This is a genomic window from Arthrobacter sp. 210 2 (genome assembly GCF_059093025.1).
This window is the reverse complement of the sequence record NZ_JBNHIE010000001.1, coordinates 1-21,333: the sequence shown is the minus strand read 5'-3', so window position 1 is coordinate 21,333 and position 21,333 is coordinate 1. Positions and strand designations below refer to the sequence as shown.

The following is a 21,333-nucleotide window of genomic DNA, read 5'->3' as shown; positions in this document are numbered from 1 at the left end:
AAAAGAACGAGAAGGAGCGACTTTCTTGACAACGATGTCCGATCGTTACCAGCCACCTCTATCCCCCACCCGGCCCACGATGCGTCACGTGGCAGCACTCGCTGGTGTCGGAATCAAAACCGTGTCACGGGTGATCAACGACGAGGCCGGAGTATCCGAGGCCACCCGGCAAAAGGTGCTCGATGCCATCGCGCAGCTCAACTACCAGCTGGACGTCACAGCCGGCAGCCTCCGCCGAGCAGGTAGAAGGACCCTCTCGGTTGGCCTCCTGTTGCCCAGCGTCTCCAACCCATTCAGCGGCGAGATACACCGCGCCATGGAGGATGCCCTTGGCGCCCGGGGAATAGCCGTTTTCGCCGCCAGCCTCGACGACGACCCTCAACGGGAGCAGGCAATCATCGCAGCTTTCCTGGGCAGGCGGGTGGACGGCCTTGTCCTGACACCGATCGCTAAAAACCAGGCATATATGATCCCGGAGCACTCCAGAAACCTGCCAATGGTCTTTATTGACCGGGAGCCGGTAGGGGTTGAGGCTGATGCTGTGGTCACTGACAACGCAGTGGGCGCTGGCAAAGCGGCCGCACATCTGCTGGCGCACGGACACACCAAATTGGCCTACCTGGGCGACCGCACAGACATCCAAACCGCGCGGGAGCGCCGGCGGGGCTTCCTCGAGGAGATCGGCAACGCAGGCCTTCCCACCTCCGCACTACCGGTCATCGACAATCTCCATGATGAGGAAGCAGCGAGGCGGGCAGCCCTTGAACTGTTGACTTCCGAGGATCCTCCGACCGCAATCTTCTCCAGCCAGAACCTCGTCACCTTCGGAACGATGCGCGCACTGAAGGAACTGGACGTCCACAAGCGTGTGGCACTTGTCGGGTTTGACGACTTCACACTTGCCGACATGATGGACCCCGGGGTTACTGTCATCGCTCAACACCCGGAGCGGATCGGCGTCAAGTCGGCCGAACGGCTTCTGGCCAGGATCGATGGCGACGATCAACCTCCGCAGACCTACATTGTCCCCTCCGAGCTCATCCAAAGAGGCTCCGGCGAAATCCGCCCGTCGGCGTAACCCTCGAAGAAAAACTGCACCTCTGCAAAAACCAACTGAAGAGAGAGATCATGACTAAAACCTTGTATGCCGAGTTCACCGTCAAAGCCGGCAGTGAGGCCCGCGTTGCCGAAATGATGGCCGAACTGACGCAGCACGTCCGTAACGAACCAGGCAACGAACTGTTTCTCCCCTACACCCGCGAAGAGAATCCCCGCGAATACTTCGTCTTCGAGGTCTACCGGGATGAAGCCGCGTTCCAGGAACACATCACCGCCGACTACGGAGCCAGGTTCAACGAGGAACTGGCCCGTCACATCGAAGGTGACGCCTCGGAGCTGACCTGGCTCAAACCGGTCGTATAACCAAGCTAAAACAGCGGCAGTAGAGTGGGCGCGCCCCAGGGGTTTTACCTCTAGGGCAGCCCATTCGTACACACCTCAGCCCCCGTCCTCTGGACGCGGGGCCAGTCGTCGTGCCCGCGCCCGGCACCGAAATCAGCCTCAAGAAAAACGGCCCCCAAAGGACCGTTGACTTGTCCGCTGGACATCTTTTAGAGTCCATCGCATTGGCTGACAACGTTGTCTACTGGCTAGACACGCGCAATGAAGGGCGACACAAGCAACATGAAACAATCCACAATGCGGAGCACGCGCAGCGTCTCCGCACTGACACTGGCCAGCCTCTCGCTCGCCGCAGCACTCGCCGGCGCCATGCCCGCGTCCGCCGCCGAACTCGGGGATGAGCAGCACCGGCCGGCCATCCACTACACACCGGAAAAGAACTGGATGAACGACCCCAACGGGCTCGTCTTCCACAAGGGCGTTTACCACCTGTACTACCAGCACAACCCCTCCGGGAACACGTGGGGGAACATGTCCTGGGGCCACGCCACGTCCAAGGACCTCGTCCATTGGGAAGAGCAGCCGCTGGCCATCTCCACCGATGCCCAGGAAGATGTCTTCTCCGGCAGCGTCGTCGTGGACAAAAACAACACGTCCGGGCTGGGCACCGCGGAAAACCCGCCCCTGATCGCGATCTACACCAGTGCCTACAAGGAGCCGTCCCCGCACCGCGGCCTGCAGGCCCAGTCCTTGGCCTACAGCCTGGACGACGGCCAGACATGGACCAAGTACGACGGCAATCCTGTCTTGAACCGGAACTCAGCCAACTTCCGCGACCCGAAGGTCTTCTGGTACGACAACCCGGCCGGCGGAGGCTACTGGGTCATGACCGCGGTGGAATCGCAGGAGCACAAGGTTGTCCTCTACAAGTCGGACAACCTTAAGGACTGGACCGCGCTGAGCGACTTCGGGCCCGCCAACGCCACCGGCGGGCAGTGGGAATGCCCCGACCTGTTCCCCTTGGCTGTTGACGGTGACCCGAACAACGTCAAATGGGTCATGATCGTCAGCATCAACCCCGGCGGCGTCGCTGGAGGCTCTGCCGTCCAGTACTTCGTGGGCAACTTCGACGGCACCACGTTCACCTCCGAAACCACCGAACCAGCCACTGCCCCGCCCGCCGGAACAGTCCTGGCCGGGTTCAACGACGGAACCTACAACGGCTGGACAGTGAACAACGAACCGGGCAACTGGAAGAACGGTCCCTTCGGTGACGCCCCGGCGACAGGTTCCCTGCCCGGTCAGAGCCCCGTGACCGGATTCGGCGGCAGCGGACTGATCAACTCCTTTAATGATGGGGACTGGCCGCTCGGTTCCATGCAGTCACCCACATTCACCGTGACGGACGACTACTTGAACTTCCTCGTGGGCGGAGGCAAGCACCCCCACGTCTCGGACAAGCTGGACAATAACCCGCCCGAAGGAGAGCTCAAGTTTGAAGGCTTCGAGGTTCCCGACGGAACTACGCTGGCCAATGCCGGCTGGACCGGCACCGGAGACCTGACCCCCAATTTCCAGCCAGCCACCAGCGGCGGGGACTACTACATTGGCGCAAAACGGATCAACACATTCGAATCCGGTACGGTACCCGGTGATGACCGCCAAGGTACCCTGACCTCCCCCGAGTTCCCCATCACGAAAGATTTCATGAGCATGTTGGTCGGAGGCGGCAACCGCTCCGCCGACTCCGGACAGACCCTCGCAGTCGAACTGCTCATTAATGGCAACGTGGTCCGCTCCCTGGCCGGCGACAACGGCGGGTTGCTGAACTGGAAAGGTTGGGACGTCTCCGAATTCGCGGGGCAAAACGCGCAGCTGCGTATCGTTGACCAAGCCACCGGCGGGTGGGGACACTTGACCCTTGACCACGTCATGCTCACTGACACTGCCGCTGTTCCCAGGTCCGATGAGGAAACGGTGAACCTGGTAGTCAACGGACAGGTGGTCCGTACGACAACCGGCAACGACAGTGAATCCTTGGACTGGGCATCATGGGATGTCAAGGAATTCGTTGGCCAGCAGGCACACATCAAGGTCGTCGATAACAACAGGTTCGGCTGGGGGCACATCCTCGTGGATGAATTCACAGCAAGCCCCACGCCAGCTGCCTCGCGGCTGGAGTCCTATGACTGGCTGGATTACGGACGGGACTACTACGCCACCGTATCCTTCGCCAACATGCCCGACGACAAGCGGGTAATGCTGGGCTGGATGAGCAACTGGGACTACGCCAACAACACCCCAACCAACCCCTGGCGCAGCGCCATGGCCCTCCCCCGTGAAGTGAAACTCACCCAAACCCCTGACGGTCCGCGCCTCACCCAAAGCGCCGTAAAGCAAGTGGAAAACCTGGGAGGGAAAGTCAGCTATAACGACAAGAAGGGCGGCCCGATTTCAGCAGGAACGCACCCGCTGCCTGCACAGTCGGCAGGCCAGGTCCAGCAGGTGGACATTACCTTCGCCCCCGGCACCGCAACAAAATCCGGCATCACAGTCCTCGGCGACGGACAGTCGTCCACCGTCATTGGCTACGATGCCACGACCGGCAAGATGTTTGTTGACCGCACAAAATCCGGCAACACCACATTCCACCCGGCCTTCGCTTCCATCGAGGACGCCCCCGTCACGCTGGACAAGAACGGGAACGTCACCATGCGTATCTACCTCGACCGCTCCTCCGTGGAGGTGTTCGCCCAGAACGGCCTGAAGACCATCACCGACCAGGTATTCCCCAACCCGGGAGCCGACAAGATGGCCCTCTTCGCAGAAGGCGGTACCGCCCAGCTCAAATCACTCACCGTGACACCGCTGGAAAAGGCAATGTTCCTCCCCGAAAAGAAATAACACGCCCCACACTATGACCAGCTCACCTGCGAGCTGGAGTTGAAGGGACTGGGTTCGGTAATACACCGGGCCCAGTCCCTTCAGCTCTTCACGTGTAACAGACTCTCCTGACAGTGTCTGTTCCGGTAGGCAGTAGAACCGGCGGCAACTACACCTTGAAGTACTTCGCCTCCGGGTGGTGGAACACGAACGCGTCGGTGGACTGTTCGGGGTGCAGCATCAGCTCGTCACTGAGGATCACACCCATCCGCTCCGGTTTCAGCAGCTCCGTCACCTTGCGGCGGTCCTCCATGTCCGGGCACGCCGGGTAGCCGAGCGAGAACCGCGCACCGCGGTAGTCGAGCTTGAAATACCCTGCCGTGTCCTTCGGCTCCTCGGCCGCGAACCCCAGCTCCTTGCGGATCCGCGCGTGCCAGAACTCGGCCAGCGCCTCGGTGAGCTGCATGACCAGGCCGTTGAGCTCGTAGTAGTCGCGGTACTGGTTGGCCGCGAACATCTTGGACGTGAACTCCTCAATCTTCGAGCCGGCGGTGACCAGCTGCACCGGCAAGACGTCGATCTGCCCCGACTCGCGGGGCTTCACGAAGTCGGCCAGGCACAAGTGCCGGTCGCGGCGCTGGCGCGGGAAGTCGAAGCGCAGCCGGTCGGTGCCGATCGGGCCGCCTGAACCACCGTCGGGGGCGAGCAGGCCCGCGGTGCCCAGGACGCCGTCGTGATCCTCCCCGTGGTGCAGCACCACCACCTGTTCCCCTTCGGAGACCACCGGGAAGTAGCCGTAGGCGACGGACGCGTCGAGCATTCCCTCGGCGAGGATGCGGTCCAGCCAGTACCGCAGGCGCGGCCGGCCCTCGCGTTCCACCAGTTCCTCGTAGGAGGCGCCGTCCTCGCCGCGGCCGGGCTTGAGCCCCCACTGCCCCATGAAGGTGGCGCGCTCGTCGAGCAGGGCCGCGTAGTCGTGCAGCGCGACGCCGCGCACGATGCGCGTGCCCCAGAACGGCGGCGCGGGCACGGGGTTGTCGGCGGCGACGTCGGACCGGCCGGGCATCGCTTCCGGCTCGGTCACCGTGAACTTAGCGCCGCCCTTGTGGATGCGCTTCTTCAGCGGCGGCAGGCCGACGTCGTCCGGCGACTCGCCGCGGGCGACGCGCACCAGCGGTTCCATGAGGGAGAGGCCCTCGAAGGCGTCCTTGGCGTACCTGACCACGCCGTCGAACTGCTCGGCCAGGTCCTGCTCCACGTAGGCGCGGGTGAGGGCTGCGCCGCCCAGGATGATGGGCCACTTCTTCGCCAGGCCCCGGGACTGCAGCTCGGCGAGGTTCTCCTTCATCACGACGGTGGACTTCACGAGGAGCCCGGACATGCCGATCACGTCGGCGTTGTGCTCCTCGGCCGCGGCCATGATCTCGGCGATGCCCTGCTTGATGCCGATATTGATGACGTTGTAGCCGTTGTTGGTGAGGATGATGTCCACCAGGTTCTTGCCGATGTCGTGCACGTCGCCGCGCACGGTGGCGATCACCATGGTGCCCTTGCCGGAGGAGTCGGACTTCTCCATGTGCGGTTCGAGCAGGGCGACGGCGTTCTTCATCACCTCGGCGGACTGCAGCACGAACGGCAGCTGCATCTCGCCGGCGCCGAAGCGCTCGCCCACCACCTTCATGCCTTCGAGCAGGTGGTCGTTGATGATGCCGAGCGGGGTCAGGCCCTCGCTGCGGGCCAGGTCCAGGTCCTCCTCGAGGCCCTTGCCTTCGCCGTCGATGATGCGCCGCTCCAGGCGCTGGCCGGTGGGCAGGGCTGCGAGTTCGGCGGCGCGCTGGTCCTTGAGCGCTACGGTGTCGACGCCGGCGAACATGTCCAGCATGACGGCAAGGGGGTCGTAGGTGGTGTTGCCGTCGGCGTCGTATTCGCGGCGGTCCCAGACGAGGTCCAGCGCCACCTTGCGCTGCTCTTCCGGCAGGGAGGCGAGCGGCACGATCTTGGCGGCGTCGATGATGCCGCTGGTTAGGCCCGCCTGCGCGGCCTCGTGCAGGAACACCGAGTTCAGGACGACACGCGCCGCGGGGTTCAGGCCGAAGGACACGTTGGAGACGCCGAGCGTGGTGTTGATGCCGGGGTACTTCGCGGTGATCTGGCGGATGGCCTCGATGGTTTCGATGCCGTCCCGGCGGGTCTCTTCCTGGCCGGTGGCGATGGGGAAGGTCAGGGCGTCGACGATGATGTCCTCGACGCGCATCCCCCATTCGCCCACCAGGGCGTCGACGAGGCGGGAGGCGATGGCCACCTTGCCCTCGGTGGTGCGGGCCTGGCCCTCTTCATTGATGGTCAGTGCGATCACGGCCGTGCCGTGTTCCTTCACCAGCGGCATGATGCGCGCAAAGCGGCTGTTGGGGCCGTCGCCGTCCTCGTAGTTGACGGAGTTGACCACCGGGCGGCCGCCGATAAGTTCGAGCCCGGCCTGCAGCACGGGCGGTTCGGTGGAGTCGATGACGAGCGGGAGGGTGGACGCCGACGCGAAACGCGAGACGATCTCCTTGATGTCGGCCACGCCGTCGCGCCCCACGTAATCGATGCAGACGTCCAGCAGGTGCGCGCCCACGCGGACCTGCTCGCGGGCGATGTCCACGCAGTCGTCCCAGCGTTCTTCGAGCATGGCCTGGCGGAACGCCTTCGAACCGTTCGCGTTGGTGCGCTCACCGATGGCGAGGTAGGCGGAATCCTGGTCGAACGGCACGTGGTGGTAGAGGGAGGCGATGCCTGCTTCCCGCTCGGTGGGGGTGCGGGCGGCGCCGTTTTCGCTCTTGGTGCCTGTTGCGCTGGTACGGAAGGGCGCAAGGCGTTGGACGACGGCGGCCATGTGCTCCGGCGTCGTACCGCAGCAGCCGCCCACCAGGCCCAGGCCGAACTCGCGCACGAACTGCTCGTGGGCGGTGGCGAGTTCGGTGGGTGAGAGCGGGTAGTGCGCGCCGTTGGGGCCGAGGACCGGCAGGCCGGCGTTGGGCATGCAGGCGATGGCGACGGAGGACTGCTTGGAGAGGTGGCGGAGGTGCTCGCTCATCTCGTCTGGCCCCGTGGCGCAGTTCAGGCCGATGGCGTCGACGCCGAGCGGCTCGAGGGCGGTGAGCGCGGCGCCGATTTCGGATCCCATGAGCATGGTTCCGGTGGTTTCGACAGTCACCTCGACGAAGATGGGGAGCCGGATGCCGCGGGTGACGATGGCCTGCTTGCAGCCGTTGACGGCGGCTTTGGTCTGCAGGAGGTCCTGGCTTGTTTCGATGAGGAACGCGTCCGCTCCGCCGTCGATGAGGCCCTCGGCCTGCAGGGCGAAGGTCTGCTTGAGGTAGTCGTAGGTGGTGTGCCCGAGGCTGGGGAGCTTGGTGCCCGGCCCCATCGAGCCGAGGACCCAGCGCATGCGGCCGTCTGTTTTTTCTGCCGCTTCGGCGCGTTCGCGGGCGATTTGGGCGCCCTTGCGTGCGAGTTCCTCGATGCGGTCGTCGATGCCGTAGTCGGAGAGGTTGGACCAGTTGGCGCCGAAGGTGTTCGTTTCAACGGCGTCGATGCCCGTGGCGAAGTAGGCGTCGTGGATGTCCGCGAGGACGTCCGGGCGTGTGTCATTGAGGATCTCGTTGCAGCCTTCGAGCCCCTGGAAGTCGTCCTCGAGCGACAGATCGCGCCCCTGCAGCATGGTGCCCATGGCGCCGTCGGCAATGACGACCCGGTGGTTCACGGCGTCCAGTAGCTCCTGCGAACGGGCAGGGCGGGGCACGGACTCAATATCAAGTGCAAAACGAGGCATCTAAACAGGTTACGGTCGACACGCCGAAACATTGCTTCGTATGTCCGTGTGCTACGACGGGGTGGTGAGTACAGTCGGTTGTTAGCCGACTCATCCCGGTTGGCTAACGCAAAGTCCCGGCCCCCGAGTGGACCGATTGCGGCGAGACATGGAGCGGTTCCTGCTTCCCGGTTGGGCCCCTGAGTTGAGACCCGAAGGAGGACAAATTCCTCCAACCAATCCGTCCCAAACCAGAATACATGCTGCAACTAATCTGATCTTTCCGCAGAGGTTATACTCTCAGAATGACAAAGATAAAGGTGGGGGACGTCTTTGTGCCAGGCCGCCTCCCGCAGCACACCTACGTTGCTCGAAATGAACTCGCCCTTGAACGCCATATTCAAGACTACTTAGATGAAAAGGGCGACATACTTACGATCGCTGGGCCAACAAAAACGGGCAAATCTGTCCTTCTTCGGAAGGTGCTCACGAATCCGATATGGCTTGAGGGTGCCAACATCGCAAGCGCGGAAGACTTTTGGCGTGGGGTCGGCGATAAGCTGGGCATCTTTACGGAAATCGGCAGGAACTCGGGCGAATCGCATCAAGTCACTGGGGGAGTTGGAACTTCAGTCGGAATTCCAAAAGTCTTCACCGTTTCCGCAGACGGCAAATACGCTTATACCGCTAATGATGGGACAACGGCCTCTGTTTCCCGTCCGATCGCCGATGTCTGCTCGGCCGCCTTACGGTCAGCCGATCGAACGGTCGTTATCGACGATTTCCATTATATAGACAGACCTGTCCAGACTGCCATTGTCCGGTCACTTAAACCCCTCGTTTTCGATGATTCGACTATCATTTTCATTTCCACGTCACACCGCACAAAAGACGTTGTCAGTTCTGAACGGGACATGGGCTCGCGGGCGCGGCTTATTGAAGTGAAGCTTTGGAGCATTCCAAGCTTGATCAAGATCGCAGAACTGGGATTTACCCTCCTGAACGTTAAGGACCCTGAGGGGAAAATTGCAGAGACGCTCGCTAAGTCGAGCTTTGGCAGCCCTCACTTGATGCAGCGCTTTTGCCGCGAACTATGCAAGGCAAACGGCGTTTATGAAAACGTCGCCATTGCATTCAACCTTCAAGCTCCCCCATCATGGCCAGGTTTCTTTTCAACTATGATAGAAAAGGTGCCTAAGGATTGGGGGCTCAAGCTTTTGGCTGGACCCAAGGTTCACGGGCAGCCGCGGCTGATTTGGAACCTTAAAGACGGGCGGGCCCTTGACCACTATGGCCTTATTCTCGCCGCAATTACTTCTACAGGGCCAAAACTTGCGCTCTCGCGAGAAGAACTACGGGTGGCCATAGACAATCTGCTGGAAGGCACTGGACCCGCCAACGACCGTACGACCAGAGTCCTTAAGCAGATGTCTGAAATTGCTTCCCGGCGGCTTACTGAGCCGCAGGTATCTGAGGATGATATCGACCAGGCCGCAAGTTCTTCAGAGCATCATGATGATATTCAGCCTGTTCTTGAGTACGTGGACGACGATGCGAACTCGGCACTATACATAGCCGACCCCCTTTTCGCGTTCTATCTGGCTTACAACGAACATGAGCCCTCCTCGGAAGAGTCCCCAGAAATTAGCGTTAGCGTCGGGCACTAAAGAGACAAGTACCCGTAGGAGTACTGCCGAATAATAGGGCTGGTACAGACCAAGGAGTTACCGCCCCGCGAGAATCATGGGGCGGTAACTCTATACCTCCGCCACAGGAGCCGCGAACTGGGCCTCATACAGCCGCGCGTAAGCCCCGCCCACAGCCAGCAGTGAAGCATGCGTGCCCTGCTCCACGATCTGGCCGGCCTCCATCACCAGGATGAGGTCGGCGTCGCGGATCGTGGACAGGCGGTGGGCAATGACAAACGAGGTCCGGTCCGACCGCAAAGCACTCATCGCCTTCTGCACCAGCACCTCGGTCCGGGTGTCCACCGAAGACGTCGCCTCATCCAGGATCAAAACGGACGGCCGCGCCAGGAACGCCCGCGCAATTGTCAGCAGCTGCTTCTCCCCCGCGGACACGTTCGAGCCCTCATCCTCCAGCAGCGTGTCGTACCCGTCCGGCAGTGACCGCACGAACCGGTCCACATAGGTCGCCCGGGCCGCCTCCAAAATCTCGGCTTCAGTAGCCCCGGGCCGCCCGTACGCGATGTTGTCCCGGATCGACCCCGCGAACAGCCACGTGTCCTGCAGCACCATCCCCATCCGCGAGCGCAGCTCGCGCCGCGGCACCGAGGTGACGTCCACGCCGTCGAGCGTTATCCGCCCCGCCTCAATTTCGTAGAACCGCATCATCAGGTTCACCAGCGTGGTCTTCCCCGCCCCGGTGGGCCCCACAATGGCCACCGTCTGCCCCGGCTCCGCCACGAGACTTAAAGAAGAAATCAGCGGCTGGTCCGGCGAGTACGAGAACGAGACGTCCGAGAACACCAGCCGCCCCCGCCCAAACACGGGACCAGTAGAAGGGGCAGGCTCAACAGACTCCTCCTCCTCATCCAACAGTGAGAACACCCGCTCCGCAGACGCCACCCCGGACTGCAGCACGTTCGCCATGGATCCCAACTGCGCCAGCGGCATGGTGAACTGCCGCGAGTACTGGATGAACGCCTGCACGTCGCCCAGCTGCATCGCGCCGGACGCCACCTGCAGCCCGCCCACCACGGCGATCCCCACGTACACCAGGTTCCCGATGAACGTCATGGCCGGCATGATCAGCCCGGAAATGAACTGGGCACCAAAACTGGCCTCATACAGCTCCGCGTTCTTCTGCCGGAACCGCTCCCCCACCTCCTGCTGCCGGCCGAACACCTTCACCAGCGCATGCCCGGTGTACGTCTCCTCGATCTGCCCGTTCAGCTCCCCCGTGTGCTTCCACTGCGCCACAAACAGCTTCTGCGAGCGCTTGGCGATCAGCGCCGTCAGCCCCAGCGTCAGCGGAATGGTCACCAGTGCGATCAGCGCCAGTGTGGGCGAGAGGATCACCATCATCACCAGCACGCCCACCACGGTCAGCACCGACGTGACCGCCTGGCTGATGGTCTGCTGCAGGCTCTGCGAGATGTTGTCCACGTCGTTGGTGACCCGGCTGAGCAGCTCGCCGCGCTGGATCGAGTCGAAATACCGCAGCGGCAGCCGGTTGATCTTCGCCTCGATCCGCTCCCGCAGCCCGAACACCGTCCGCTGCACCACCCCGTTCAGCACATACGCCTGCACCCACATAAACGCCGACGACAGCACATACAGCACCAGCGCCCACGTCAGCACACTGCCCAGCGCTGCCAAGTCGATCCCCTGCCCCGGCACCAGGTCCATGGCACTGAGCATGTCCGCGCGCTGCCCCTCCCCGGACGCCCGCAGCTGCGCAATCACCTGCTCCTTGCTCACCCCGGCCTGCAGCTCCCGCGACACCACGCCGGCGAAGATCAGGTTGGTGCCCTCCCCCAGCAGCCGCGGCCCAATCACGGAGAGCGCCACCCCGGCCACCGCCGTCACGAACACCAGCAGCAGCCACGCCCGCTCCGGCCGCAACGTCCCCATCAGCCGTTTGGCCGACGGCCAGAAGTTCATCGCCTTCTCCGCCGGGACGTTCATCCCCGCGAACGGCCCGCCGCGCCCCGGGCCGCCTGCCGGACGGGGAATGCGGACGACGTCGGCACTTGCCGTTTTGGCCCCGGGTGCGGTTCCGGCGGTGGTTCCTGGAGCGCCGCTTCCGGAAGAGGCGGACGACGGCGGGCGGTGCGGCGCGCTCATACAGTCTCCTCCGCTGCCAGCTGGGAGGAGACGATTTCGCGGTACGTCCCGGACGTCTCCAGCAGCTCGCGGTGCGTCCCGCGCCCGACGATCCTGCCGTCGTCGAGCACTAAAATCTGGTCCGCGTCCACGATGCTGGAGACGCGCTGGGCGATGATCACCAGCGTGGCGCCGGCGGTGCTGCGCTTGAGGGCCTGCCGGAGCCGGGCGTCGGTGCCGGTGTCCAGCGAGGAGAACGAGTCGTCAAAGATGTAGAGCTCTGGCCGCTTCACCAGGGCCCGGGCGATGGCCAGCCGCTGCCGCTGCCCGCCGGAGACGTTGGTGCCGCCCTGGCTGATGGGCGCATCCAGGCCCTCCTCCATCCGCTCCACGAAGTCGCGGGCCTGGGCAATCTCCAGCGCGGCCCAGAGCTCGTCCTCGGTGGCGTCCGGCTTGCCGTAGAGCAGGTTGCTGCGGACGGTGCCGCTGAACAGGTAGGGCCGCTGCGGGACCAGGCCGATGTGGCCCCAGAGCAGGTCCGGGTGCAGCTCGCGGACGTCCACGCCGTTCATCCGTACCGAACCTTCGGTGGCGTCGAAGAGCCGGGGCATGAGGTTCACCAGGGTGGTCTTGCCGGCGCCGGTGCTGCCGATGATCGCCGTCGTCTGCCCTGCTTTGGCGGTGAAGCTGATCCCGGTGAGGACAGGCTGGTCGGCACCCGGGTAGGCGAATCCGACGTCGCGCATTTCCAGCTCGCCGCGGCGGCCGTCCTGTCCCGCCGTCGTACTGATGGGATGAAGCGGCGGCCGGACGCTCGACTCGGTCCGCAGCACCTCCCCGATCCGGTCCCCGGACACCGCGGCGCGCGGGATCATCACGGCCATGAACGTGGCCATCATGACGGACATCAGGATCTGCAGCAGGTAGCTCAGGAACGCGATGAGCGTGCCCACCTGCATGGAGCCGTCCTGGATGCGGAACGAGCCGAACCAGATCACGGCCACGCTGGAGACGTTCAGGACCAGCATCACCATCGGGAAGGCGAGCGCCATGAGCCGGCCTGCGCGCAGGGCGGTGTCCGTGACGTCCTCGTTGGCGCGGGCGAAGCGCTCGGTCTCGATGTCCTCGCGGACGAAGGCGCGCACCACGCGGATGCCGCTGAGCTGTTCGCGGAGGACCCGGTTGACGGTGTCGATCCGCTTCTGCATCTTGCGGAACAGCGGCACCATCCGGACGGTGATCAGGCCGACGGCGATCAGCAGCACCGGGACGGCGACGGCGATCAGCCAGGACAGCTGCGCGTCCTGCCGCACGGCCATGATCACCCCGCCGATGCTGAGCATGGGCGCGGTGACCAGCATGGTGGCGGACATGAGCACCAGCTGCTGGACCTGCTGGACGTCGTTCGTGGACCGTGTGATCAGACTGGGTGCTCCGAATTTGGTGACCTCCTGCTCGGAGAAGTCGCCCACCCTTGTGAAGATGGCGTCCCGGAGGTCCCGGCCCACGCCCATCGCCGCCTTCGCCGCTAAGTACACCGCGATCACCGCGCAGACGATCTGCAGCAGGGTGATCCCCAGCATCACGCCGCCCAGGCTGAGGATGTACCCCACGTTCCCCTTGGCCACGCCCTCGTCGATGATGTCCGCGTTCAGCGTGGGCAGGTACAGGGACGCGATGGACTGCGCCAGCTGGAAAATTACGACGGCGGCCAGCAGCTTCCGGTGCGGGCGCAGGTATTCAACCAGCAGCTTCCAGAGCATGGGCGGCTCCTGACACAGTGTCCACAAGGTGTGGTGCGAAGGTCAGTTTACGTCCGGAGGCTGGGTCTTTCGCTGGCTGACCGTGGAGAAAAGTCGAGGGTTCTCGGAGGGCGTACAGGGCGGTTGTTAGTTGAACGCTCTTGCGTCCTTGGCACGAAACACGATGACTAACAACGAAATTTGCTTCGTGGTCCGTCACACTTATGGGGGCAATGGATTCTGGGGGATGCCGTCGTTGACTGCCGCCGCCCGGTCACCTAGGGCCGCATCCTCATTTTTCGGAAGGCATCAACCATGACACAGCAATATCCCGACGCGAACCCGGCCCGACAGGAAAGTTACGGCCAGCCTGCGCCCTCTCCTGACAACGGTGCCAAATCTCCAACCCCGCCGCCCTTCCCCGGCCCGCAGTACTCCGCACAGCCACCCATGCCGCAGCCCCCGCAGTACTCCGCACAGCCACCCATGCCGCAGCCCCCGCAGTACTCCGCCCAGCCACCCATGCCGCAGACACCGCAGTACTCCGCTCAACCACCTATGCCGCAGCAGCCCCAATACTCTTCGCAGCCTCCCATGCCGCAGACACCGCACTACGCTGCCCAACCTCCCATGCCGCAACCGGGCTATGGTTACCCGCAGTCCAAGTCGAAGATCGCAGCGGGTTTGCTGGGTATATTCCTGGGCGCCCTGGGTATCCACCGCTTTTACCTTGGGTATACAAAGATCGGCATCATCCAGCTCGTGCTCGCGATCATCCTGAGTACGTTTGGCTTGGGATTTCTCGCCCTGTGGGGCGTCATCGAGGGCATCATGATCCTCGTAGGCGCCGTCTACTTCCAGCGGGATGCCCATGGCGTTCCGCTCCGCAAGTAAGCCGAAGGAGGCTACACCTTGACCGAGATCATCCACGACAAGTTTGAACAGCTCGAGCAAATCAGGGCCGGGCTCCTGCAGGGCGAAATTGTCTACGCCGTTTACGACTGCATCGGTGTCGGTACCGGCTTCGTCGGCATTACCAACATGCGCGTCATTCTCCAGGACAAGAGCTTCGTCGGAAACAAACTCGCCGTCGTGTCCGTGCCGTACAAGAACATCCGCTCCGTCTCCATGCTGTCCAACAAGTCGATGATGGGTAGGTTCGCGTCAACCTCGAGCATCGGAATCGACACGGGTGGCAGCATCAAGGAGGCGGACTTCCGAGGCGACGACAAAGCCAAGCACGCCCACGACCTGATCCTTTGGAACATGCTGACAACGAAATAACAGTCAGTGATTTGGGACGGGCGGTCGGATACCCGGCCGCCCGTGGCATCTCCCTGTTGGCCTTGGCAGTGTGAACTCGCACGGCAACGAGAGAGAAAACCTTGATATGGCTCAGCCCAAGGCCCGCCGGCCCCAGATCGGTAGCCAGCCAGCTCGACCTCACCGGGCTCCACGCCCATCGCCGCCTTCGCCGCGAAGTACACCGCGATCACCGCGCAGACGATCTGCACCAGGGTGATCCCCAGCATCACCCCGCCCAGGCTGAGGATGAACCCGACGTTGCCCTTGGCCACGCCCTCGTCGATGATGTCCGCGTTCAGCAAGCAGCTTCCAGAGCAAAAGCGGCTCCTGACACAGTGTCCACAAAAGGTGGTGCGAAGGTCAGTGCACGTCCGGCGGCTGGCGTGGGGGATGCTCGGGAGAAGTTGGGCGAGTTCTCGGAGGGCATAGTTGCTAGGTCCGAAACGGTCTCTCGGCTGGTTGCAACGAAGCGGTTAAGTCCGGTCAGTTGCCCAGCCGTGACATGAGCACGGCGAGGGCGGCAGAGACACCTCCGGCGAGCGATCCTTCCAGCTCCGGGGCGAAGAACGGCGAGTGGTTGACAGGGACGGGATCCGGTCCGTTGAAGACGTCCGCCGGGGTTCCACCGAACATCCAGAACACGGACGGCACACCGATCGCCGTCCCCAGGTGCCCGAAGTCTTCGCTGCCCATCATGGGCGGAGCAATTTCCACTGCCTCCGACCCCAGCGCACCTCTCAAGGCGTCGATGACTGGGGGAACAGCGTCCGGGTCGTTGAAGCATTGCGGGAAGCGGTACATTTCCTCGATCTCCGGCTGCCGTGCCCCGGACGCGGCGGATTCCGCTTCGACGATGCGGCGCACGGCGGCCAGGACCTGCCCTCGGACGTCCTCTTCGAAGGTGCGGATGTTCAGCGTGAACTCCGCCGACGCCGGAATGATGTTCTCCTTCAGGCCGGCATGGAAGGTCCCGACCGTCACGACGGCGGACTTCCGCGGGTCCAGCTCTCGGGACACAATCCCCTGCAGGCGGGTGACCATATGGGCCGCCAAAACGATGGGATCGATGGAATCCTGAGGCTGGGAACCGTGCGACTGCCGGCCGTGGACGGTGACCCGCAAGGAATCAGCCATGGCGGCCACGGGCCCACTGGAAATGGCGACAGTGCCTACGGGGCGCGGCATGACATGCTGACCGAAGACCACTTCCGGACGGGGCGCCCTGTCCCAGAGCCCGTCATCGAGCATGGCCAGTGCGCCGGCGGCGGTCTCCTCCCCCGGTTGAAATATCAGCACCAGCGTTCCGGACCAGGCGTCGCGGTTGTCCGAAAGCACTTCGGCGGCTCCCAGCAGGCTGGCTACATGGGTGTCGTGGCCGCAACCGTGCATGACCGGGACCGTGGTGCCGTCCGGCAAGGTCCCCGTGTCTTTGCTGGCATACCCTAGTCCCGTGGTTTCCTCGATGGGGAGCCCGTCCGAGTCAGCCCGGAAGGCCACCACGGGTCCCTCCCCGTTCCGGAGCATTCCAACCACGCCCGTGGCGCCGCAGCGGAAATGCTCGATGCCGAGGCGCTCCAGCTGCTCCTCGATCAGCGTGGCTGTAGCAAACTCCTGCATGGACAGTTCCGGATGCGCGTGAAGGTGCCGGTACAACGCGTGGAGCTTGGCGGTCTGTTCCGTGCTGAGCTGGAGGGCAAGGGTGTCTGTCTGGGCCATGATGGGTTTCCTGTCTGGTATGCGTGCTGGCGCAGCTGTGGTGCCGGCCGGCTACTCAGTGTTGGATGGGAGTGGCTTCAGCCCTGGCGCTCTTGCCCCGGAAGAACCAGGCCAGCAGGATCGTCGCCAGCACAACGATTGCGGTGGACACCATGGCCAGTGACGGCACCAGGGGCAGAAGAATGAACACGACGACGGCTGACACCACCAGCGCAAACACCGTGGTGCGGGGCTGCTTCATGGACACGATGGCCTGCACCAGCACCGCGCCGAGGACTGCCGGCAGCACGTACAAGCGGGTCACCAACAGGACTGACGGCGGAATGATGCTGATCAGCCAGGTACCGAGGAACCCGACGAAGACCGCCAGGGAGACCAGGTGGACCGCGGCCGCCCCACAGATGGCGACGACGGCGGCGAGCTCGGCACGCTTGCTGCCCGGTTTTGCACCGATGTTGGTCTGAGCGATAAGGGCAGCGGGCAAGAGCTTGTTGGAGATGTTGCCGATCATAAACGCCTGGTACATCGCCGCCCGACCGAGGACTGGGTAGTACGTCAGGGGTTCAACGATCCAGATGATGCCGAATGTGGCCGCGACCGCTGCGAAAGCGATCCAGAGTTGCGCAGGGCCAATGTCGACGCCGGTGGCAAAGACCAGATACAGCGGACCGGCCAAGGAGATCAACAGGCCGCCGATCATCGTGAGCTGGCCCCAGCGGGAGGTGGTGCGGTTGAAGTCCGCCATCGCGGAGTTGCTGGTGGTGGGGGCGGTGGTGGTGGATGTCATGGGTGTTCCTATCCGTTCGTGGTCAGGGCTTTGGTTCCGGCTCAGGCACCGAGGGCCGGGGCGGCTGCCAGGTAAGCGGCGGTCAGGCCGATGACGATCGAGAACCCGAGGCCCCACTCCCGCAGCCAGTTTTTGCCGAGCTTCTTGGCCAGCAGGAGGCAAACCCCCATGACCGCTGCGGATGCGAGGAAGGACAGGACGTGAATCCCGGACTTCGGCAGCTCGCCCAGTCCCAGGCAAGCGAAGGCGCCGATCAATGCGGCGGCCGGCACGATGGCCATTGCGGCAGGATTCACGGAGCGGATCTTGGCGTCGCCCTTGCTGAGCAGCGGAGTCAGGATCAGGGTGGCGAGCATCCACATCGCCCCACCCATGCTCATCACGAAGAAAGCCACCGCAAACACGCTTTGGGTGTAACTGGCATCGCCGAGCTTGGCTCCCATCGACCCCGCCGCAATTCCGGCTGCAGAGACTTCGTAGGCCGCCGAACCGATCAGTCCGATCCTGGTCATCACCGCCGGGGCGCCAAACAGGCCCAGCAATGCAACGGCCACAAGGGCAACGGCCAAGGAGGGGCCTATGGCTGAAACGGCACCGGACCGGAATGAGGTCTTGATGTCCTCGGTGCTCATCTCCACGGCTGGAGCGGCCCGGCGGGCTGCCTTCATGAAGATCACGGACTGGATGATGATGACGCCGAAGACGCCTGCAGCGCAGATCCACAAAACGGGGTTGTTGGCAATGGCCAGGATGTCTGTTGAGTCATTTGTTGCCAGGGGTTGGTTCATGGGAACCTCCGGTTTAGAGCCCGGTTGCGAGCAGCGTTCGACGACGTTGTGCGGTGCCTGCTGCATCAGGGCTAATCCTTGCGCCTAGACCGAATCGGCCATCGGGTGGTTCCAACACCCTCCACTATTCCCACGAGCCAGGACAATGCCTGACTGAATCAGCCAAGTTGGTGGCCGATTCCGTCATAGCGAACCCTTTGAGGGTCAAGGCTACCGAGGCGCCAAAGTGACCCGGCACACTTTCAGGCAGTGAAAACCCAACAAAGGAGTCCCATGCCTGACACCATTGGCGAGCTGTCCGCCGTCGAGCTCACCGCGGCCATCCGTGACAAGAAGATATCGGCGCGCGAAGTTTTGGCAGATCACCTGGAGCGGATCGCAGAGGTCAACCCCGTGATCAACGCCGTAATCACGCTCGATGTCGAAGGGGCGCGGTCAATGGCTGAACGCGCCGACCAGCTCACCGTCTCCGGCGCAGAGTTGCCACCGCTCCACGGCCTTCCCATGACGCACAAGGACACCAACAACACGGCGGGGATGCCTACCACACAAGGTTCACTGGCGTTGAGGGAGTTCATTCCCAGCTCCGACGACCTGATCGTCGCACGACTGAAGGCGGCCGGCGTCGTCACCACAGGCAAGTCCAACGTGCCGGAGTTCGGGGCGGGGTCACACACGTTCAACGACCTCTTTGGGACTACCACCAACCCGTACGCGCCCACGCTGAGCGCGGGTGGAAGCAGTGGCGGGGTGGCCGCGGCCATTGCTTCCCGCATCCAAAGTATCGGTGACGGCAGCGACATGGGCGGATCGCTGCGCATCCCCGCGTCGTTTTGCAACGTGGCTGGCTTTCGGCCCTCGACCGCTGTCATCCCCATGCCGTCGACCGTCAATGCATACGCCTGGCTGGGAAGGACCGGCCCGATGGCCCGGAACATTGAGGACATCGCACTGTTCATGTCGGTCACTGCCGGGAAGGATCCCCGCGTCCCCCACCCTCAGGGGCTTGACCCAGCAGTTTTCCGGTCTTCTTTGGAGACCAATATGCGCGGCGTGCGGATTGGCTGGTCCCGTGACTTTGGCATTGGTGTGCCTGTCGAACCGGAAACCCTGGACCATCTGGAGCGGCAACTGGCCGTGTTCGAGGAACTCGGAGCAATCGTGGAAGAAGCCACACCGGACTTCAGCGAAGCAGACCTGGTCTTCGGCAACACCCGCGCCATGGACTTCGCCGCCGGGCTCGGACCAATCCTGGAGCGCTCCGGTGAGCTTATCAAGCCGGAAGTCCACTGGAACGTGGCCAAGGGCTTGGCCCTGACTGCCTACGATCTCATTGAGACCGCAGCCGCCCGTACGCGGCTTGAACTCAGTGTGCAGGAGTTCTTCGGCCGCTACGACCTCTTCGCCAGCCCCTGCGCCCAGGTTTTGCCGTTCGACGCCACACTTCGCTACCCATTAGAGGTTGCCGGCGTGGCCTCTGAGACATACCTGGACTGGATGCGCTCAGCCTGCCTGTTGTCCGCTGCCGGACTGCCCGTACTCAGCGTGCCCGCGGGATTCAGCTCCGCCGGCCTGCCCATTGGCCTCCAGCTCGCCAGCAACCACTACACCGACATGCAGTTGCTTCGCTGGGGCCATGCTTTCGAGCAACAGACGGGCTATGCCGCCGTCGTGCCTTATCTTGGGGCTGACGCCGGCGCTGGTGCCGAGGTGGGACCCACCACAGCAGCGCTTACGACGACCGCATAAAGCGTCCACCGCGTTTCCGGGCATCTAGCACCACGGAGACGTGCACCCCGGCGGCGTACTGAGCCCAGTCCGATCCAGTGATGAAACGATAGAGGGAGGACATGTCCTCCACAGTCACATCCGCAATGATCTGGTGATCGCCCGCAATGGCTGCCGCATAGCGGATCATCGGAAGCTCAGCCAGGCCTTTGCCTAACTGTTCCACGTTTTGCGGCAATGCCCGGATCCAAAGCAGGGCCTCAACGGCAAGCCCAAAAGCCGCGGGCTCGACGACGGTCCTCAGCTGCACCTGGTTGTTGGCCAACAGCCATTCACTGCGGCGCCGGGCCGTTGCTTCGGAGACACCCACTCGGCGCCCCAACGCTTCAAAGCTCATCCGGCCGTCGGCACACAATGCCTCGACCAGCTCAGTGTCCTGTCGGTTCAGCTCCTGCCGCGCCTCCAGCACACCCGAGTCAGCCGACAGGCCACTTCGCAGAGCCTCGGCATGGTCCTTACTCAGGATCTCCGGCCGCCAACCCCGAATGGTCCGAAAGTAGCGCAGGACGGGGTAGCTCGTGGAGTCCCGCAGCCCGATGGTGGAAGGCAGTTCTTCAGACAATACATCGCCCATGCGCGTTGGTTCAGTCAGGATTTCAGCCACGCAGTCGCCCGTGCCGGTTGTGGTGTAAACGAAAGTGGTGTCCACACGCTGTGCGAGTGCGTGGGCGGCCGCATGCACCGTCCCTGGGGTGCAGCGCATTTCTACCAGCACCGCCGCCGGTCTGGGGCGCACTCCCACCACCGCCACCACACCCGACTCCAGCAGTTGGGCTCCGCGACGAGCCACAGTCCGCTCAGCCTCACCAAGCACGGCTGCTACCTTGCGCCACGGGCAACGCGGGTCCAGTTGGAGCGCAGCAACAATCTGCCGCTCCAATGCGTCAAGCACCACCATTCGCACTCCATTCGGCGTTCCTCAATCAATTTCATCACGTGGGCGGATATCACCCGACGCAGACCAGTGGAGCACGGGCCTGCGGTGCGACGGGCTGCCGATGTCCGATTCGGAGCCAGTAACACTAGCTCGAGTGCCGGCGGCTTGGGCAAGCTGCCCGACCCCCGCTGATCGGTGTTGTGGTCCCAGCCCCTGCTCCTGGAGGTGATTAGTGAGTGCGGATGGACTCTTCAGCAGCATGGGCGGTGCGCTTGTCAAAGACCAGCACTCCGACTTCCTGTTCGGCCTGGTTGTGCATGAAAAGGTCGATTCCGGAGCGGTCCCGCACCAGTGTGACGGCCACAAGGGTGTCAACGGCAACTTAGAAATGACCGGTGGCGGCAGGTTGGTTTGCCCGTTGGCGGCAGGTGATTGACCGGTCGCGGCAAGTATTTTTGGACAGGG

15 protein-coding genes are annotated in these 21,333 nt (G+C 63.4%); 7 read left to right on the top strand and 8 right to left on the bottom strand.

From position 1 onward, the window contains the following. The first annotated feature begins 79 nt into the window (after nucleotides 1-79). The 3 genes from AC5RWA_RS00075 to AC5RWA_RS00065 all read left to right on the top strand — a co-directional run bounded on the left by AC5RWA_RS00075 (nucleotide 80) and on the right by AC5RWA_RS00065 (nucleotide 4,305). Nucleotides 80-1,078 (top strand): LacI family DNA-binding transcriptional regulator, encoded by a 999-nt coding sequence (locus tag AC5RWA_RS00075; RefSeq protein WP_115523953.1) that lies wholly within the window; start codon nucleotides 80-82, stop codon nucleotides 1,076-1,078. Nucleotides 1,079-1,128: 50 nt separating this feature from the next. Then, nucleotides 1,129-1,422, top strand: coding sequence for a putative quinol monooxygenase (locus tag AC5RWA_RS00070; protein WP_079595138.1), 294 nt, complete (start codon nucleotides 1,129-1,131; stop codon nucleotides 1,420-1,422). A 261-nt stretch (nucleotides 1,423-1,683) separates the two neighbouring features. Continuing rightward, complete coding sequence (locus AC5RWA_RS00065) at nucleotides 1,684-4,305, top strand: GH32 C-terminal domain-containing protein (protein ID WP_494056068.1); 2,622 nt, start codon at nucleotides 1,684-1,686, stop codon at nucleotides 4,303-4,305. Nucleotides 4,306-4,453: 148 nt separating this feature from the next. Here the strand turns inward: AC5RWA_RS00065 and metH are convergent, their stop codons facing one another. Then, nucleotides 4,454-8,098, bottom strand: a complete 3,645-nt coding sequence (gene metH / locus AC5RWA_RS00060; RefSeq protein ID WP_494056067.1) for a methionine synthase — start codon at nucleotides 8,096-8,098, stop codon at nucleotides 4,454-4,456. Between the two features lie 284 nt (nucleotides 8,099-8,382). Between metH and AC5RWA_RS00055 the strand changes: the two genes are divergently transcribed. Next, nucleotides 8,383-9,744, top strand: coding sequence for a hypothetical protein (locus AC5RWA_RS00055; RefSeq protein WP_494056066.1), 1,362 nt, complete (start codon nucleotides 8,383-8,385; stop codon nucleotides 9,742-9,744). 90 nt (nucleotides 9,745-9,834) lie between these two features. Here the strand turns inward: AC5RWA_RS00055 and AC5RWA_RS00050 are convergent, their stop codons facing one another. Next, entirely contained in the window at nucleotides 9,835-11,886 is a 2,052-nt protein-coding gene (locus tag AC5RWA_RS00050) for an ABC transporter ATP-binding protein (protein WP_494056065.1), read from the bottom strand. Then, entirely contained in the window at nucleotides 11,883-13,628 is a 1,746-nt protein-coding gene (locus AC5RWA_RS00045) for an ABC transporter ATP-binding protein (RefSeq protein WP_494056064.1), read from the bottom strand. Before AC5RWA_RS00045 ends, AC5RWA_RS00050 begins: the two co-directional genes overlap by 4 nt. Before the next feature lie 294 nt (nucleotides 13,629-13,922). Between AC5RWA_RS00045 and AC5RWA_RS00040 the strand changes: the two genes are divergently transcribed. Both AC5RWA_RS00040 and AC5RWA_RS00035 read left to right on the top strand, forming a co-directional pair. Continuing rightward, nucleotides 13,923-14,501 carry a TM2 domain-containing protein gene (locus AC5RWA_RS00040; protein ID WP_494056063.1) on the top strand — a complete coding sequence of 193 codons (579 nt, stop codon included), beginning with the start codon at nucleotides 13,923-13,925 and terminating at the stop codon, nucleotides 14,499-14,501. Between the two features lie 18 nt (nucleotides 14,502-14,519). Further along, a complete protein-coding gene (locus tag AC5RWA_RS00035; RefSeq protein WP_494056062.1) occupies nucleotides 14,520-14,891 on the top strand; it encodes a PH domain-containing protein in 372 nt (123 codons plus the stop codon). 504 nt (nucleotides 14,892-15,395) lie between these two features. On the opposite strand, the gene AC5RWA_RS00030 is transcribed toward AC5RWA_RS00035, so the two are convergent. Genes AC5RWA_RS00030 through AC5RWA_RS00020 form a run of 3 tightly spaced genes read right to left on the bottom strand, consistent with a single transcriptional unit; the run spans nucleotide 15,396 to nucleotide 18,203 of the window. Further along, nucleotides 15,396-16,628 carry an amidohydrolase gene (locus AC5RWA_RS00030; protein WP_494056061.1) on the bottom strand — a complete coding sequence of 411 codons (1,233 nt, stop codon included), beginning with the start codon at nucleotides 16,626-16,628 and terminating at the stop codon, nucleotides 15,396-15,398. A 55-nt stretch (nucleotides 16,629-16,683) separates the two neighbouring features. Beyond that, nucleotides 16,684-17,415 (bottom strand): hypothetical protein, encoded by a 732-nt coding sequence (locus AC5RWA_RS00025; RefSeq protein WP_494056060.1) that lies wholly within the window; start codon nucleotides 17,413-17,415, stop codon nucleotides 16,684-16,686. A 41-nt stretch (nucleotides 17,416-17,456) separates the two neighbouring features. After that, entirely contained in the window at nucleotides 17,457-18,203 is a 747-nt protein-coding gene (locus AC5RWA_RS00020; protein WP_494056677.1) for a DUF5058 family protein, read from the bottom strand. Nucleotides 18,204-18,476: 273 nt separating this feature from the next. Here AC5RWA_RS00020 and AC5RWA_RS00015 point away from each other — a divergent pair, with 273 nt between their 5' ends. Further along, nucleotides 18,477-19,952: an amidase family protein gene (locus tag AC5RWA_RS00015; protein ID WP_494056059.1), complete on the top strand. Its 1,476-nt coding sequence runs from the start codon at nucleotides 18,477-18,479 to the stop codon at nucleotides 19,950-19,952. Here AC5RWA_RS00015 and AC5RWA_RS00010 read toward each other — a convergent pair. Then, nucleotides 19,936-20,889: an Lrp/AsnC family transcriptional regulator gene (locus AC5RWA_RS00010; RefSeq protein WP_494056058.1), complete on the bottom strand. Its 954-nt coding sequence runs from the start codon at nucleotides 20,887-20,889 to the stop codon at nucleotides 19,936-19,938. The two genes, AC5RWA_RS00015 and AC5RWA_RS00010, sit on opposite strands and share 17 nt — an antisense overlap. Nucleotides 20,890-21,097: 208 nt before the next feature. Then, nucleotides 21,098-21,232, bottom strand: a complete 135-nt coding sequence (locus AC5RWA_RS00005) for a hypothetical protein (protein ID WP_494056057.1) — start codon at nucleotides 21,230-21,232, stop codon at nucleotides 21,098-21,100. Nucleotides 21,233-21,333 lie beyond the last annotated feature (101 nt).

Coding starts and splice junctions, on each gene's coding strand:
- AC5RWA_RS00055 (WP_494056066.1), top strand. CDS start 8,383: ATGACAAAGATAAAGGTGGGGGACGTCTTTGTGCCAGGCCGCCTCCCG.
- AC5RWA_RS00010 (WP_494056058.1), bottom strand. CDS start 20,889: ATGGTGGTGCTTGACGCATTGGAGCGGCAGATTGTTGCTGCGCTCCAA.
- AC5RWA_RS00050 (WP_494056065.1), bottom strand. CDS start 11,886: ATGAGCGCGCCGCACCGCCCGCCGTCGTCCGCCTCTTCCGGAAGCGGC.
- AC5RWA_RS00040 (WP_494056063.1), top strand. CDS start 13,923: ATGACACAGCAATATCCCGACGCGAACCCGGCCCGACAGGAAAGTTAC.
- AC5RWA_RS00075 (WP_115523953.1), top strand. CDS start 80: ATGCGTCACGTGGCAGCACTCGCTGGTGTCGGAATCAAAACCGTGTCA.
- AC5RWA_RS00025 (WP_494056060.1), bottom strand. CDS start 17,415: ATGACATCCACCACCACCGCCCCCACCACCAGCAACTCCGCGATGGCG.
- metH (WP_494056067.1), bottom strand. CDS start 8,098: ATGCCTCGTTTTGCACTTGATATTGAGTCCGTGCCCCGCCCTGCCCGT.
- AC5RWA_RS00065 (WP_494056068.1), top strand. CDS start 1,684: ATGAAACAATCCACAATGCGGAGCACGCGCAGCGTCTCCGCACTGACA.
- AC5RWA_RS00030 (WP_494056061.1), bottom strand. CDS start 16,628: ATGGCCCAGACAGACACCCTTGCCCTCCAGCTCAGCACGGAACAGACC.
- AC5RWA_RS00015 (WP_494056059.1), top strand. CDS start 18,477: ATGCCTGACACCATTGGCGAGCTGTCCGCCGTCGAGCTCACCGCGGCC.
- AC5RWA_RS00070 (WP_079595138.1), top strand. CDS start 1,129: ATGACTAAAACCTTGTATGCCGAGTTCACCGTCAAAGCCGGCAGTGAG.
- AC5RWA_RS00045 (WP_494056064.1), bottom strand. CDS start 13,628: ATGCTCTGGAAGCTGCTGGTTGAATACCTGCGCCCGCACCGGAAGCTG.
- AC5RWA_RS00020 (WP_494056677.1), bottom strand. CDS start 18,203: ATGAACCAACCCCTGGCAACAAATGACTCAACAGACATCCTGGCCATT.